This is a genomic window from Streptomyces sp. NPDC048696 (genome assembly GCF_043198895.1).
Classification (GTDB): Bacteria; Actinomycetota; Actinomycetes; order Streptomycetales; family Streptomycetaceae; genus Streptomyces.
In genome coordinates this window covers 361,166-376,246 of sequence record NZ_JBICVJ010000007.1, presented here as the reverse complement: position 1 = coordinate 376,246, position 15,081 = coordinate 361,166, and the positions used below count along the sequence as shown (strand labels likewise).

Below are 15,081 nucleotides of genomic sequence, written 5' to 3'. Positions count from 1 at the left end.
CGAGGCGCCGGACGCGCTGACGCGGCTGGGCGCGTAACCGCACGCACCCGCGTCCCATCGCGCCCGTATAACGCCTGGATCACCAAGACGATCTCAAGGCAACGTCCGGCGCACGGGTGACGTCTGCCTGGTGAGCAGGACGTAACCCCTTGGAACGGAGCTTTTGGTGCTGATCGGCCTACTGACCGCGATCGCGGCCTCGATCTGTTACGGCACGGGCTCGGTCCTGCAAGCCGTCGGGTCCCGCAAGTCCGCGCGCCGCGAGGCGGCGGCGACGGCCCGCACCCAGCACGGCGGCCCCAGCCTGTCGTCGACCGCGAAGGCGGCGATGACGTGGGAGTTCATGGTGGGCACGGCTTTGGACTTCGTGGGCTTCGCGCTCGGCGCCCTGGCGGCCCGCCTGCTCCCCCTCTTCCTCTCCCAGACCGTCATCAGCGCGAACCTGGTGATCACGGCGGTCCTGAGCGTGAAGCTGCTCGGGATCAGGCTGAGCCGCGCCGAGTGGGGCTCGATAGCCGTGGTGTGCTCGGCGCTGGTGCTCCTGGCGACGGCGGCGGGCGCGGAGGGCAGCGGTCATACCCCCCTCGCCACGCACTGGTGGCTGCTGGTGGTGTCGGTGGTGCTGATGGCGGGCGGCGCGGTGGCGGTACGCCTGCTCGGCGCGCGCGCCGCGATCCTGGCGGGTCTGCTGTCCGGGCTCGGCTTCGGCGCGCTGGGCGTGGGCGTACGCGTCCTGAACGGCGTCGACCCCTTCGACCTCGGCAAACTCCTGGCCGACCCGGCCCTCTACGCGATCCTGATCGCCGGGTGCGGCGGCATGTATCTGCACACGGTCGCCCTCCAGATCGGCTCGGTCAACGGCGCGACGGCGGCACTGGTGGTCGGCGAAACGGTTCTCCCGGGCGCGATAGGCGTCCTGTGGCTGGGCGACGCCTCCCGCGCGGGCTTCGCCTGGATGGCCGTCCTGGGCTTCGTCCTGGCGGTTGCGGGCGCGGTGGCGGTGGCCTGGTTCGGCTCGGAGGGGGCGCACGGGGCGGAGCCGGACACATCGGCACCGGTCCCGGTGCCGGAACGGGTGGGATAGCACCGGGGGCTCGGCCCCAAAGCGGTGGCGCCGGGGCGGGACCTGCCCCGGGCAAGGCCCCGACACGGTCTCGCGAGGCGGGACCTGCCCCGACACAGCCCCGACCCGGCCTCGCGAGGCGGGGCCCACCCCCTGCCGCGGGGCGGGACCTACCCCCGCAACACCACCACCTCGTCCGCCAGGAACGACACCCCCACCCGGTCCCCCACCTCCGGCGCCTCCCGCAGCGGGCACTCCGCCTCCAGTACCGCCCCGGCCTCCGGCCGCAGCCGTATCGCCACGTGGTTGCCCCGGAACGTACGCGCCAGCACCTCGCACCGCAGCCCGTCCGAGGCGACCCGCACGCCCGCCGGGCGGACCAGGAGGCGGGCCTCGCCCTGCGGGGAGCCGACGGGGACCGGGACCTCGCCCCATTCCGTGCGCGCCACCCGCCCCGACACCGTCGCCGCCACCACGTTCTCGAAGCCGAGGAAGCGCGCCACGAATTCGGACGCGGGCCGCCGCCAGAGCTCCAGCGGCGTGCCGGTCTGGGCGATACGGCCCTCGCGCATCACCACGACCCGGTCGGCGAGCGCGAACGCCTCGCCCTGGTCGTGCGTGACCGCGAGCACGGTCGTACCCAACTGCCCGAACAGGGAACGGAGTTCTACGACGAGACGTTCCCGCAGCGTACGGTCCAGCTGGCCGAGCGGCTCGTCCAGCATCAGCAGCCGCGGCTCGGGCGCCAGTGCCCGCGCCAGCGCCACCCGCTGCTGCTCGCCGCCCGACAGCGCGGCCACCGCCCGCCGCCCGGCCCCGGGCAGCCCGACCAGGTCCAGCAACTCCGCGACCCGCCGCGCCTGTTCAGCGCGCCCGACCCGGCGCATGCGCAGGCCGAACGCCACGTTTGCGGCCACGTCCCGCTGCGGGAACAGCTGGTGGTCCTGGAACATCAGGCCCACGCCCCGCCGGTGCACCGGCACACCGCTCTGGTCGGCGCCCCCGAGCAGCACCCGGCCGCCGTCCACCGGCTGGAGCCCGGCCACGACCCGCAGCAGCGTCGACTTGCCGCTGCCGCTGGGGCCGAGCACGCACACCGTCTCGTGGTCGGCGACCTCCAGGTCCACCGCGTCGAGCGCCGCCCGCTCGCCGAACCGGACCGTCACCCCGTCCAGCTTCAGCATCAGAACTCTCCGGTCCGGTCCGTACGTAGGCGTTCGAGGGCCAGCAGGGCCACCGCGCACACCACCATCAAAATCGTGCTCAGGGCCATCGCCTGGCCGTAGTTGAGGTCTCCGGCCCGGCCGAGCAGGCGCGCAACCGCGACCGGCAGGGTCGGCCGGTCGGGGCGCGCGATGAAGACCGTCGCGCCGAACTCGCCGAGCGAGACGGCGAACGCGAACCCCGCCGCGATCAGCAGCGCCCGCCGCACCAGCGGCAGATCCACCTCGCGCCAGGCGCGCAGCGGGGAGGCGCCGAGCACGGCCGCCGCCTCGCGCAGCCGCCCGTCCACCGCCCGCAGTACGGGAAGCATGGTCCGTACGACGAACGGCACGCCGACCAGTGCCTGCGCCAGCGGCACCAGGATCCAGGAGGTGCGCAGATCGAGCGGCGGCTTGTCCAGGGTGATCAGGAAGCCGAAGCCGACGGTCACCGCCGACACCCCGAGCGGCAGCATCAGCAGCGCGTCGAAACCGCGCACCAGGCGTCCGCCGCGCCGCGCCAGGGCCGCGGCCGCGAGGCCCCCGACGACGACCGCGATGGCGGTGGCGGCGAGCGCGTACTGCACGGAGTTCCAGACGGCTTCGAGCGGCGGCACCAGGAAGGTGCCGCCGCTGCCCACCGACTGGAGGGAGCGGTAGTAGCCGAAGCCGTAGCCGTCGGGGGTGTCCAGGGAGCGGGTGACCAGGACGCCGAGCGGCAGCAGGATCAGCAGGGCGATGACCGCGAGGACCGAGGCGAGCAGCGTCCACTGTCCGGCGCCGCGCGGGCGCCGGGCCGTCTGCGCCGGGTCCACCAGCTTCAGCGTGCTCTCGCGGCGCCGCACCGTGCGCGCGTGCACGGCGAGGATCGCGCCGACCGCCGCGAACTGGACGAGCGTGAGCACCGCCGCCGTCGGCAGGTCAAGCAGTTCGGCGGTCTGGCGGTAGATCTCGACTTCGAGGGTCGAGAAGGTCGGGCCGCCGAGGATCTGGACGACGCCGAACGAGGTGAAGGTGAAGAGGAAGACCATCAGGGCGGCCGCCGACACGGCGGGCGCGAGCGCGGGCAGTGTGACCTGGCGCCAGGCGGCGAAGCGGGAGGCGCCGAGCACACGGGCGGCCTCCTCCTGACGCGGGTCGAGCTGCGCCCACAGGCCGCCGACCGTGCGCACGACGACGGCGTAGTTGAAGAAGACGTGCGCCAGCAGGATCGCCCACACCGTCGTGTCCAGGCGCACGCCCCACAGCTCGTCGAGCAGTCCGCCCCGGCCGAGCAGCGCCAGGAACGCGGTGCCGACGACCACGGTCGGCAGCACGAAGGGGACGGTCACCACCGCCCGCAGCAGCTGGCGCCCGGGGAAGTCGAGGCGCGCGAAGACATAGGCGGCGGGCAGCGCGATCAGCAGGGTGAGGGCGGTGGAGGCGAGCGCCTGCCAGGTGGTGAACCACAGGACGTGCCCGATGTCCGGCTCGGTGACCACCTCGCCGATCCGGCCGAACTGCCAGACGCCGTCCACCCGCAGCCCGCGCCCCACGATGGCGGCGACGGGCCAGGCGAAGAAGAGCGCGAAGAACGCGAGCGGCAGGGCCATCAGACCCAGCCGCACCGCGTTCGCCCGCGCCCTCTTCGCGCGTGGGGCGCGTACTACTTCAGCACGAGCGAGGACCACGTCTTGACCCACTGCTCACGGTTCTTGGAGATCTTGTCGGGGGCCACGTCGTGCTTCTCGGTGGAGGCGGCGCCGAACTTGGTGAAGGCCTCGGGCAGCGCCGCGTCCTTGACCACCGGGTTCACGAACATGTTCAGCGGCATGTCCTCCTGGAACTTCTTGGTGATCAGGAAGTCGAGGAGCGCCTTGCCGCCGGCCTCGTTCTTGGCGCCCTTGAGCAGGCCCGCGAACTCGGTCTGGCGGAAGCAGGTGCCGGTGGCGACGGCGGTGGGGGCCTCGGTGCGCTGCGGCTTGGCGAACACGACCTCGGCGGGCGGGCTGGAGGCGTAGCTGACGACCAGCGGCCGCTCCGCCTTGGCCTTCTTTCCGCCGGCCGAGCCGGAGAAGTCCTGGTTGTAGGCCTGCTCCCAGCCGTCGTCGACCTTGACGCCGTTGGCCTTCAGCTTCTTCCAGTAGTCCTGCCAGCCGTCGTCCCCGTACTTGGCGACGCTGCCGAGGAGGAAGCCGAGGCCGGGCGAGGAGGTGGCGACGTTCTCCGTGACCAGCAGGTTCTTGTACTCGGGCTTGATCAGGTCGTCGAAGGAGCTCGGCGGGGTCAGCTTCTTGTCCGCGAAGTACTTCTTGTCGTAGTTGACGCAGATCTCACCGGTGTCGATGGGCGTGACCCGGTGCTTGTCCTTGTCGAGCTGGGCGTCGGCGGCCACCCGGTCCAGGCCCTTGGCCTGGTACGGCGTGAAGATCCCGTGGTCGAGGGCGCGCGAGAGCAGGGTGTTGTCCACGCCGAAGAAGACGTCGCCGCGCGGCGAGCCCTTGGTGAGGATCTCCTGGTTGAGGGCGGCGCCCGCGTCGCCGCTCTTGAGGACCTTGACCGTGTAGCCGGTCTGCGCCGTGAACTCCTTGAGCACGGCGTCGGAGGCGGCGAACGAGTCGTGGCTGACCAGCGTCACCGTCTTGGACCTGGTCCCGCCGTCGGACTTCGAGCCGCTGTCGGACTTGCCGCCGCACGCGGCGAGCGTGCTGACGCCGAGGGCGGCGGCGAGCGAGGCGGCCGCCAGCTTCTTGGTACTGCTCATTTCTTCCTCCTGGACATGACCAGGAAGAGACGCGGCCCTGCCCACCGGGCCCGGACGGGCGGCCGGTGGGCAGGGCGCAACAGCTTGAGTGATGACCGAACTTCCTACCCAGAATGACCTGGGCAAGGTTCAGAGGGTCTGCGACCTGACGGTGTCGCACTCTCAGCGCTGTGGCGCTCCCCTGTCGGAATATGCAGATTTTCGAGCCCAGACTACCTCTCGGACGCGGCGAGCTGGCCGCACGCTCCGTCGATCTCCTGGCCACGGGTGTCGCGGACGGTCACCGGCACGCCGTGGGCGGCGATCGCCTCGACGAACGCCTTCTCGTCCTCGGGCCGCGAGGCGGTCCACTTGGAGCCGGGCGTCGGGTTCAGCGGGATCAGGTTGACGTGCACCCGCTTGCCCTTGAGGAGGCGGCCGAGCAGGTCACCCCGCCAGGCCTGGTCGTTGATGTCGCGGATCAGCGCGTACTCGATGGAGATGCGGCGGCCCGACTTCTCCGCGTACTCCCAGGCCGCGTCCAGGACCTCGCGGACCTTCCAGCGGGTGTTGACCGGCACCAGCGTGTCGCGCAGCTCGTCGTCCGGGGCGTGCAGCGACACGGCGAGGCGGCACTTGAAGCCCTCGTCGGCGAAGCGCAGCATCGCGGGGACCAGGCCGACGGTGGAGACGGTGATGCCGCGCTGGGACAGGCCCAGGCCGTCGGGCTCCGGGTCGGTGAGGCGGCGGATGGCGCCGACGACCCGCTTGTAGTTGGCGAGCGGCTCGCCCATGCCCATGAAGACGATGTTCGACAGGCGCGCCGGTCCGCCGGGGACCTCGCCGTCGCGCAGGGCGCGCATGCCGTCGACGATCTGGTGCACGATCTCGGCGGTCGACAGGTTGCGGTCCAGGCCCGCCTGGCCGGTCGCGCAGAACGGGCAGTTCATGCCGCAGCCCGCCTGCGAGGAGATGCACATGGTGACCCGGTCCGGGTAGCGCATGAGCACCGACTCCACCAGCGTCCCGTCGTGCAGCCGCCACAGCGTCTTACGGGTGGTGTCGTCGTCGCACGAGATGTGCCGCACCACCGACATCAGGTCCGGCAGCAGCTCCTCCTGGAGCTTGGCGCGCGCGCCCGCCGGGATGTCGGTCCACTGGGCCGGGTCGTGCGCGTACCGCGCGAAGTAGTGCTGCGAGAGCTGCTTGGCACGGAACGGCTTCTCGCCGATCGCGGCGACGGCTTCCTTGCGCTCGGCGGGCGAGAGGTCGGCGAGGTGCCGCGGCGGCCGCTTCGCTCCGCGGGGGGCCACGAAAGTCAGTTCTCCCGGAGCGGGGCGGGGGGCCATGAGCGGTACTCCTCAGTACGACGAGGTCGGCGACCTCCGCTGATGCACAGCGGGCGGCAGGACGCTGCCGGAGCCGGGAGACCTCACAGGATCACCCCCGCGGTGTGCGGGGCGGAAAAGGGGCGCGCCGTCATACGGCGCGCCCCTCCAGAGTACCGGGGCGGCTCAGCCGCCGCCGACGAAGACGACCAGCAGCAGCCACACCACCGGTGCCGTCGGCAGCAGGGAGTCCAGGCGGTCCATGATGCCGCCGTGGCCGGGCAGCAGCGTGCCCATGTCCTTGATGCCGAGATCCCGCTTGATCATCGACTCCCCGAGGTCGCCGAGCGTGGCGCTGGCCGCGACCGCGAGACCCAGGAGCAGGCCCTGCCACCACTGGCCGTCGTCGATGAGGAACTGCATGCACAGCGCGCCCGCCGCCATCGCGAACGTCACCGCGCCGACCAGGCCCTCGCGGGTCTTGCCGGGGCTGATGCGCGGCGCCAGCTTGGTCTTGCCGAACCGCCAGCCGATCGCGTACGCGCCCGTGTCGCTGACCACGGTCAGCAGCAGGAAGACGAACACCCGCCACGGCCCGTCGTCGGCGGTCAGCATCATCGCGACGAACGTGGCCAGGAACGGCACGTAGAACGCCGCGAAGACGCCCGCCGTGACGTCCTTGAGATAGCCCTCGGGCTTCTCCGTCATCCGCCACACCAGCACCGCGAGCGCGGTCAGCGCCATCGCGACCCAGGCGCCCTCGGCACCGCGCGCGTAACCGGCGACGACCATCGCCGCACCGCCGACCGCGAGCGGCACCAGCGGGGCCTTGATGCCCTTGCGCTCGTCGAGCCGGGAGGTGAGCTCCCACAGCCCGACGACGACCGCCAGCGCGATCACACCGACGAAGACTGCCTTGACCACGAACAGCGAGGCCAGGATGACCGCGCCGAGCCCGACGCCGACCCCTATCGCGGCCCGCAGATCACGTCCGGCCCGCTTCTTCTCCGGCTGCGCGGGCCGCTGCGGCTGCTGCGGAGTCGAAGGTGGTACCGAGCTGGGCATGGGCTCCTGCGGCGTCTCTTCGCGGAACAGGGGCCCGCTCAGCCGAGCGGTCCCCCGGTCACGTGCTTCGCGGCCTTCGGCGGCCGGCCCCGCGTCGGGCACGATGGGCATGGGCTGCGTCCGGGACGGGGCGTCATACGCATCGTAGGCAGGACCCGCCGAAGCCACCTCCCGGGAAGGCCCCTGGTCGGACGGCCCCCAGTGCTCAGGGGTCGGCGGAGCCCCCCAGGAAGAGTCGTTCATCAGACCTCTAGCAGCTCGGCTTCCTTGTGCTTGAGGAGCTCGTCCACCTGCGCGACGTACTTCGCGGTGGTGTCGTCGAGCTCCTTCTCCGCACGGCGGACCTCGTCCTCGCCGGACTCCTTGTCCTTGACGAGCTTGTCGAGGGCGTCCTTGGCCTTGCGGCGCACGGAGCGGATCGAGACCTTGGAGTCCTCGGCCTTGGTGCGCGCGACCTTGATGTAGTCGCGGCGGCGCTCCTCGGTCAGCTCCGGGAAGTTCACCCGGATGATGCTGCCGTCGTTGCTCGGGTTGACGCCGAGGTCCGAGTCGCGGATCGCCTGCTCGATGTTGCGCAGCGCGCTCTTGTCGAACGGGGTCACCACCGCCATGCGCGGCTCCGGCACCGAGAACGAGGCCAGCTGGTTGATCGGCGTCAGCGCGCCGTAGTAGTCCGCCACGATCTTGTTGAACATCGCCGGGTGCGCACGCCCGGTGCGGATCGCGGCGAAGTCCTCCTTGGCGACCACGACGGCCTTCTCCATCTTCTCCTCGGCCTCGAGGAGGATTTCTTCGATCACCACTTGCTCCTGCATGTCTTGAGTGGGCCGGGAGTTCTCAGCGAGCTCATGGCCCTGCGTAAACCCGCGTCTTTCCCTGCACGGTGTCCGACCGTCAGGGGATTGTCCATCCCCCGGTCAGGCCCGGGTGCCCTGGTCGCTCACGAGAGTGCCGATCTTCTCACCCTTGACCGCACGCGCGATATTGCCCTCGGCGAGCAGTTCGAAGACGAGGATGGGGAGGTTGTTGTCGCGGCACAGCGTGATGGCGGTCATGTCCGCCACCTTCAGGTCGCGGGTGATGACCTCGCCGTACTCCAGCGCGTCGAACTTCACGGCGTCCGGGTTGACCCGCGGGTCGGAGTCGTAGACCCCGTCCACGCCGTTCTTGCCCATCAGCATGGCCTCGGCGTCGATCTCCAGGGCGCGCTGTGCGGCGGTGGTGTCGGTGGAGAAGTACGGCATGCCCATGCCCGCGCCGAAGATGACGACGCGCCCCTTCTCCAGGTGGCGCACGGCGCGCAGCGGGATGTACGGCTCCGCGACCTGGCCCATCGTGATGGCGGTCTGGACCCGGGAGTCGATGCCCTCCTTCTCCAGGAAGTCCTGGAGGGCGAGGCAGTTCATGACGGTGCCGAGCATGCCCATGTAGTCGGAGCGGGCCCGGTCCATGCCGCGCTGCTGCAGCTCTGCGCCGCGGAAGAAGTTTCCGCCGCCGATGACGACGGCGATCTGCGCGCCGTCCCGTACGACCGCGGCGATCTCGCGGGCGATCGCGTGCACGACGTCGGGGTCCACACCGAGACCCCCTCCGCCGGCGAACGCCTCACCGGAGAGCTTCAGCATGAAGCGTCCGGTGACCTTGCCGTCGTCGCGCTTGTGGTCAGCCTGGGTGGCGGCGTCCGCGCCCTGATTCATGGGGATCTCCTCGTACACATACGAAGAAGGCCATTGCCGGTGGGTGCTGTGTCCCTGAGCGGCAATGGCCTCCTCGTCAGATCTGCGGTCGTCCGTCGCGAGCGCGGCCGACGACTGCCTCAGACCCTAGCTGGTCCCAGCCGGGTCTTCCGTCGATCGCTGGACGGACTCAGATGCCGACCTTGATGCGCGTGAAGCGCTTCAGGGTGACACCGGCCTCGTCCAGAACCTTCTGGACCGACTTCTTGTTGTCCAGCGCGTACGGCTGGCCCAGGAGGGTGGCGTCCTTGAAGAAGCCGTTGACGCGACCCTCGACGATCTTCGGGAGGGCGGCCTCGGGCTTGCCCTCGGCGCGCGTGGTCTCCTCGGCGACACGACGCTCGGTCTCGACGACCTCGGCCGGGACGTCCTCACGGGACAGCCACTTCGGCGCGAAGGCGGCGATGTGCTGGGCGATGCCCTTGGCGACGTCCGCGTCGGCCTTGTCCAGCTCGACCAGGACACCGATCTGCGGCGGCAGGTCGGGCATGGTGCGGTGCATGTACGCGAAGACGAAACCGTCGGCGTACTGCGCGAAGCGGTCCAGGACGATCTTCTCGCCGAGGTTGGCGTTGGCCTCGTCGACGTACGCCTGGACGGTCTTGCCGGCCTCGATCTCGGAGGCGAGCAGCGCCTCCAGGTCGGCCGGGGAGGTCGCGGCGACGTGCGCGGCGAGGGCGGCGGCGGTGGCCTGGAACTTGTCGCCCTTGGCGACGAAGTCCGTCTCGCACTTCAGCTCGAGGAGGACACCGGAGGTGTTGTCCTCGGCGAGCAGCGAGACCACGGCACCGTTCTCGGCGGAACGGCCCTCGCGCTTGGCGACGCCCTTCTGGCCCTTGATGCGCAGCGCCTCGACGGCCTTGTCGACGTTGCCCTCGGCCTCGTCCAGCGCCTTCTTGCAGTCCATCATGCCGGCGCCGGTGAGCTCGCGGAGCTTCTTGACGTCAGCGGCGGTGTAGTTCGCCATGAGTCTGTGTTTCTCTCTCGAAGTCTGACTCGAAGTCTGAAAGATCTACGGGGCTACGGGGTGACGGCGGGGGCACAGCGTGTGCCCCCGCCGTCACCGCCGAAGCGTGGACCCGAAGGTCAGGCCTGCTCGGCGTCCGCGGCCGGCGCCTCGGCGGCCGGAGCCTCCGCAGCGGCCTCGGCCGGCTTCTCGGCCTCGACGGCCTCGGCCGCGGGGGCCTCGGCGTCGTCGGCCTTCTTGTCGCCCTCAAGCAGGTCGCGCTCCCACTCGGCGAGCGGCTCGCCGGCGGCCTTCTCGCCCGGCTTCGAGTCACCGGTGGCGACGCCGGAACGGGCGATGAGGCCCTCGGCGACGGCGTCGGCGATCACGCGGGTGAGCAGGGTGACGGAGCGGATCGCGTCGTCGTTGCCCGGGATCTTGTAGTCGACCTCGTCGGGGTCACAGTTGGTGTCGAGGATCGCGACGACCGGGATGTGGAGCTTGCGCGCCTCACCGACGGCGATGTGCTCCTTCTTGGTGTCGACGATCCAGACGGCGCTGGGAACCTTCGACATCTCGCGGATACCACCGAGGGTCTTCTCCAGCTTGGCCTTCTCACGCGAGAGGACCAGGAGCTCCTTCTTGGTGAGACCCGAGGCCGCGACGTCCTCGAAGTCGATCTGCTCAAGCTCCTTGAGGCGCTGCAGACGCTTGTAGACGGTGGAGAAGTTGGTCAGCATGCCGCCGAGCCAGCGCTGGTTCACGTAGGGCATGCCCACGCGAGTCGCCTGCTCCGCGATGGCCTCCTGGGCCTGCTTCTTCGTGCCGACGAACATGATGGAGCCGCCGTGCGCGACGGTCTCCTTGACGAACTCGTAGGCGCGGTCGATGTACGACAGCGACTGGAGCAGGTCGATGATGTAGATGCCGTTGCGCTCGGTGAAGATGAAGCGCTTCATCTTCGGGTTCCAGCGACGGGTCTGGTGACCGAAGTGGACGCCGCTCTCCAGCAGCTCCCGCATCGTGACGACGGCCATGGCCGTACTCCTTGAGGTACTCGGTTACCGCGGCCGCCGGTCGGCTGCCGCGCCTGACGCCCCGATGCGCCGTGCCCTGCACCGTTGAGAGGCGAAGGACCGAGAGGCGCGGCCTGCGATCCGGACCACTGATGACTCAGAGGTGGACCACTGGCGGGGCGTGCGAAGTCGACCCGGTGACCCGGATCGCCACAAGAAGTGTACGGGACCGTGGCAGTGCCGGGTGACGGCGCTGTCCACAACCGCCTGGTTATCCACAGATCCGACCCATGATCATCCTGATTCGGCACGAGCCGCGATCCTTTTCCCATGTACCGCACGTACTGCGCATCACTACTCGCGTTGATCGCCACATCTGTGGCGTCGGTAGGCCCCGGGGCGCCGAGGACTCCGGTCGGGCCGGTGGCCGGGCCTGGCCGCTTGGCGCCGGTGGTCGGGCCTGTCGGCTCGGCGCTGGTGGCTGAGCCTGGCCGCTCGGCGCCGGTGGCGGCCGGGGTGATGTCGGCTGGTCTTGTCAGGGGCGGATCGTGGCCCGTGCCCGGTCCACCCGTGGTGATACGGGGCTGGGAGCCACCCGCGACGCCGTACGGCCCCGGCCACCGGGGCGTCGACCTGGCGGCAGCGCCGGGCACGGAGATCCGTGCGGTGGCCCCCGGCCGGGTGACCTTCGCAGGCCCCGTCGCGGGGCAAGGAGTACTGACGATCACGCTGGACGGGTCCGGAAGCCCACCGCTGCGCACCACGTACGAGCCGGTGCGGGCGCTGGTCCAGCCGGGCGAACGAGTGAACACCGGCCAGCCGGTCGCGGTCCTGGACGCGGGCCCGTGGCACTGCGCCGAGGGATGCCTGCACTGGGGGCTGAGGCGGGGGGAGGCGTATCTGAACCCGCTGCTCCTCATCCGGCGGGGGCATGTGCGGCTGTTGCCGGTGTTCGGGGTGGGGGTGGGGGTGGGGTGATTCGGGGGTGAGGGGGGTGGGGAGGGGGGGCGGGGGGGGGCGGGGGGGGGAGGCCCCCCGGAGGCCGGTTTAGCCGACCACGCCCCGCAGTGCCATCCCCACCGCCGCGTCCGTGATGGCCGCCGGGTCTTCCGCCGCGCCCAGTTCGATGCGGCGCACCGCGGCGTCGACCACGCCCTGGAGCAGCAGGGCCGCGAGGCGGGGCTGGGCGTGGCCGAGTTCGGCGAGGGCTTCGACGATCATGGCGATGAGGCCGCCGTGGGCGGCGCGGATCTTCTCGCGGGCGCCGGCGTCGAGCTCGCTGGCGGAGATGGCGACGACGGCGCGGTGGCGCTGGTCGCCGACGAGTTCGAGCTGGCGGCGTACGTACGCGGCGACCTTGTCCTCGGGTCCCACGGCCTGTCGCATCGCGGCTTCGACGTCGGCGACCCAGAGCGGGAAGTCGACGGAGCAGAGCTCTTCGACCACGGCGGCCCGGGAGCGGAAGTACTCGTACACGGAGGACCGGGCGAGCCCGGTGCGCTCGGCCAGGGCCGGGAAGGTCAGGGCTTCGGTGCCGCCCTCGGACAGCAGGGCGCGGGCGGCGTCCAGCAGTGCGGCGCGCTGCATGGTGCGGTGCTCGGCCACTGAGGCCGCTCGAATCCTTGGCACCGGTCCACTGTACGGCTGGGCCGCTGGGAGCGGATGGGGGCGGGCAGGATTCCGGGGGCGGTGGTCAGCGGCCGACGTCGGCCAGTTTGGCCCGCAGCTGGAGTACGGATTTGGTGTGGATCTGGCTCACCCGGCTCTCGGTGACTCCGAGGACGTTGCCGATCTCGGCGAGGGTGAGCCCTTCGTAGTAGTAGAGGGTGACGACCGTCTTCTCGCGTTCGGGAAGTGTGTTGATGGCACGGGCGAGCAGGCGCCGCAGCTCGCGGTCCTCGGCGACCTCGACGGGGTCGTCGGCAGCGGTGTCCTCCAGCGTGTCCATGAGGCTGAGCCGGTCGCCGCCCTCACCACCGACGTGCAGCAGTTCTTCCAGCGCGACCACGTTGGCGAGGGACAACTGGCTGAATACGGCGTGCAGTTCCTCGACGGCGATACCCATCTCGGTGGCGACTTCGCTCTCCGAGGGGGTGCGGCGCAGCTGCGCTTCCAGGGTGGCGTAGGCGCGCTCGACGGCGCGGGCCTTCTGCCGTACGGAGCGCGGGATCCAGTCGAGTGCGCGCAGTTCGTCGATCATCGCGCCGCGGATGCGGGTGATGGCGTACGTCTCGAACTTGATGGCCCGCTCGATGTCGAACTTCTCGATGGCGTCGATGAGTCCGAAGACCCCGGAGGAGACGAAGTCGGCCTGCTCGACGTTGGGGGGCAGCCCCACGCTCACCCGGCCCGCGACGTACTTCACCAGCGGTGAGTAGTGCAGGATCAGCTGCTCGCGCAGGCGCTCGTCGCCGCTGTTCTTGTACGAGCGCCACAGTTCGTCGACGGACGAGGGCGCCGGTGGTCGCACGGTGCCACCGGCGCGGGCAGCCGGGGGAGCTGCCGTGCGATCGGACCCGGAGGTGTGCTGGGGCATTCGTTGCCTTGAGCCGTTCTGCTGTGACGTGTGCGGGAAGCTGTTTCTGATGCGGGGCCCTCGTGAGCGTAGCGTGACCGGGGTGTCGCGGTGCGCGAACGCCGGGTGGGTAGACCTTGCGCGGTGGGGGCGGCGGGTGGCAGGCGCGGATCGGGGCCGTCGCCGGGTGCGTCGGCCCCGAAAGCGCTGCGGTGCGGCCCTCGGTGGTCATCGGCCTTACCTTTTCACCCGAATGCTCCAGGTCAAGCACCGCCTCGCCGCGCGCCCGGCAGGCGGAGCGAGCTTGACGTCAACCGCCAGCGGTCGCCTTCGCGTTCGACGAACCCCAGCGAGTGGAGTTCGTAGAGCCGGTTGAGCGCTTCGTCCTCGGTGGTGGCGGCTTCGCGGGCGATGTCTCGTACGGGGGCTTCGCCGTGGCCCGGCAGGGCGTCGAGCACGCGTGCGGTGGCGGGGCCGAGGAGGTCCCTGGGCAGGACGGGACCGTGGCGCGCCGGGGCGAGCTCACCCATCTCTCCGACGAGCTCGACGATTTCGGCGGCGTCGGTGACCAGGACGGCCTCGCCGCGCAGCAGTTCGTGCACTCCGGCCGAGAGTCCACTGGTGGCGGGTCCGGGCACCCCTATGGTGTGGCGGCCGAGCCGCTGCGCGGTGCGGGCGGTGGCGAGGGATCCACTGCGGTACGCGGCCTCGACGACGACCGTGCCCCGGGTGAGCGCGGCGATCACGCGGTTGCGCAGGATGAACCGGCTCGGCGTGGGGTGGTCGCCCGGCGGCAACTCCGCTACGAGGACGCCTTGTTCGGCGATGCGGCCGATCAACTCCGTGTGGCCGCGCGGGTAGACGACGTCGACTCCGCTGGCGAGTACGGCGACGGTGGCGCCGCCTGCGGCGAGGGCGCCGCGATGGGCCGCGCCGTCGACGCCCGCGGCCGCACCGGACACCACCACCCAGCCCTTTTCGGCGAGCCCGGCGCCGAGGGCGGCTCCCATGTGGGCGCCGTAGGGCGTACAGGCGCGGGCGCCGACCACCGCGACCGATCGCAGTGCCCATATCCGCAGGTCGGCCGGGCCCCGCAGCCAGAGCCCAACGGGCCGGGCGTCCCCGAGGTCGTCGAGTTGCCCGGGCCATTCGCTGTCTTCGGGGCAGACGAACCGCCCGCCGGCGTCGGCCAGGGCGGCGAGGTCCCGCTCGGGGTCGGCGGCGGCCGCGCGTCTGCGGTAGGTGGCGAGCCGCGCGGTGCCGGCTCCGGTCAAGGGGTCGTCGGGATCCTCGGCGGAGGTGAGGCGCCGCATCAGCTCTGCGGCGCCGTAGGTACGCAGCCAGCGGCCACCTCGTTCGTCACCCGGCTCGATGACCCTGGTCAGCGCGGCCCGCGCGAGCCGCTCACCGTCGACCGCGCCGACGGTCACGGCGTCAGCGCCAACCGGCTCGGCCGCAGCGCCTCCACCGCCACCACCGCCACCTCCA

The 15,081-nt window shown here is 71.1% G+C and carries 14 protein-coding genes and 1 riboswitch; of the genes, 2 read left to right on the top strand and 12 right to left on the bottom strand.

Annotated elements, in window-relative coordinates:
- The first annotated feature begins 166 nt into the window (after nt 1-166).
- A complete protein-coding gene (locus tag ACGFRG_RS17955) occupies nt 167-1,084 on the top strand; it encodes a hypothetical protein (protein ID WP_361420209.1) in 918 nt (305 codons plus the stop codon).
- A 149-nt stretch (nt 1,085-1,233) separates the two neighbouring features.
- On the opposite strand, the gene ACGFRG_RS17950 is transcribed toward ACGFRG_RS17955, so the two are convergent.
- The 9 genes from ACGFRG_RS17950 to rpsB form a co-directional block, all read right to left on the bottom strand.
- Nucleotides 1,234-2,247 (bottom strand): ABC transporter ATP-binding protein, encoded by a 1,014-nt coding sequence (locus ACGFRG_RS17950; RefSeq protein ID WP_361420213.1) that lies wholly within the window; start codon nt 2,245-2,247, stop codon nt 1,234-1,236.
- Nucleotides 2,247-3,857 (bottom strand): iron ABC transporter permease, encoded by a 1,611-nt coding sequence (locus ACGFRG_RS17945; RefSeq protein WP_361420216.1) that lies wholly within the window; start codon nt 3,855-3,857, stop codon nt 2,247-2,249. The genes ACGFRG_RS17950 and ACGFRG_RS17945 overlap by 1 nt, the downstream gene beginning before the upstream one ends.
- A gap of 53 nt (nt 3,858-3,910) precedes the next feature.
- Nucleotides 3,911-5,008: a thiamine ABC transporter substrate binding subunit gene (locus ACGFRG_RS17940; RefSeq protein ID WP_393264856.1), complete on the bottom strand. Its 1,098-nt coding sequence runs from the start codon at nt 5,006-5,008 to the stop codon at nt 3,911-3,913.
- 83 nt (nt 5,009-5,091) lie between these two features.
- A riboswitch (TPP riboswitch) is annotated at nt 5,092-5,201 on the bottom strand.
- A gap of 19 nt (nt 5,202-5,220) precedes the next feature.
- Nucleotides 5,221-6,336: a 23S rRNA (adenine(2503)-C(2))-methyltransferase RlmN gene (gene rlmN, locus ACGFRG_RS17935; RefSeq protein ID WP_361420222.1), complete on the bottom strand. Its 1,116-nt coding sequence runs from the start codon at nt 6,334-6,336 to the stop codon at nt 5,221-5,223.
- 165 nt (nt 6,337-6,501) lie between these two features.
- Nucleotides 6,502-7,623: a phosphatidate cytidylyltransferase gene (locus ACGFRG_RS17930; RefSeq protein WP_361420225.1), complete on the bottom strand. Its 1,122-nt coding sequence runs from the start codon at nt 7,621-7,623 to the stop codon at nt 6,502-6,504.
- Nucleotides 7,623-8,180 (bottom strand): ribosome recycling factor, encoded by a 558-nt coding sequence (gene frr / locus ACGFRG_RS17925; RefSeq protein WP_030758692.1) that lies wholly within the window; start codon nt 8,178-8,180, stop codon nt 7,623-7,625. Before frr ends, ACGFRG_RS17930 begins: the two co-directional genes overlap by 1 nt.
- A 117-nt stretch (nt 8,181-8,297) precedes the next feature.
- Nucleotides 8,298-9,077 (bottom strand): UMP kinase, encoded by a 780-nt coding sequence (pyrH, locus tag ACGFRG_RS17920; RefSeq protein ID WP_188275318.1) that lies wholly within the window; start codon nt 9,075-9,077, stop codon nt 8,298-8,300.
- A gap of 169 nt (nt 9,078-9,246) precedes the next feature.
- Nucleotides 9,247-10,083 (bottom strand): translation elongation factor Ts, encoded by an 837-nt coding sequence (tsf, locus tag ACGFRG_RS17915; RefSeq protein ID WP_361420229.1) that lies wholly within the window; start codon nt 10,081-10,083, stop codon nt 9,247-9,249.
- A gap of 119 nt (nt 10,084-10,202) precedes the next feature.
- Complete coding sequence (gene rpsB, locus ACGFRG_RS17910) at nt 10,203-11,099, bottom strand: 30S ribosomal protein S2 (protein ID WP_361420232.1); 897 nt, start codon at nt 11,097-11,099, stop codon at nt 10,203-10,205.
- Nucleotides 11,100-11,633: 534 nt separating this feature from the next.
- Here rpsB and ACGFRG_RS17905 point away from each other — a divergent pair.
- A complete protein-coding gene (locus tag ACGFRG_RS17905) occupies nt 11,634-12,056 on the top strand; it encodes a murein hydrolase activator EnvC family protein (protein ID WP_393264849.1) in 423 nt (140 codons plus the stop codon).
- A gap of 69 nt (nt 12,057-12,125) precedes the next feature.
- On the opposite strand, the gene ACGFRG_RS17900 is transcribed toward ACGFRG_RS17905, so the two are convergent.
- From ACGFRG_RS17900 to dprA, 3 genes are all read right to left on the bottom strand, one after another.
- Nucleotides 12,126-12,683 (bottom strand): TetR/AcrR family transcriptional regulator, encoded by a 558-nt coding sequence (locus ACGFRG_RS17900; RefSeq protein WP_393264932.1) that lies wholly within the window; start codon nt 12,681-12,683, stop codon nt 12,126-12,128.
- An 88-nt stretch (nt 12,684-12,771) separates the two neighbouring features.
- Entirely contained in the window at nt 12,772-13,614 is an 843-nt protein-coding gene (whiG, locus tag ACGFRG_RS17895) for an RNA polymerase sigma factor WhiG (protein ID WP_361420238.1), read from the bottom strand.
- Nucleotides 13,615-13,856: 242 nt separating this feature from the next.
- Complete coding sequence (dprA, locus tag ACGFRG_RS17890; protein WP_393264846.1) at nt 13,857-15,023, bottom strand: DNA-processing protein DprA; 1,167 nt, start codon at nt 15,021-15,023, stop codon at nt 13,857-13,859.
- Nucleotides 15,024-15,081 lie beyond the last annotated feature (58 nt).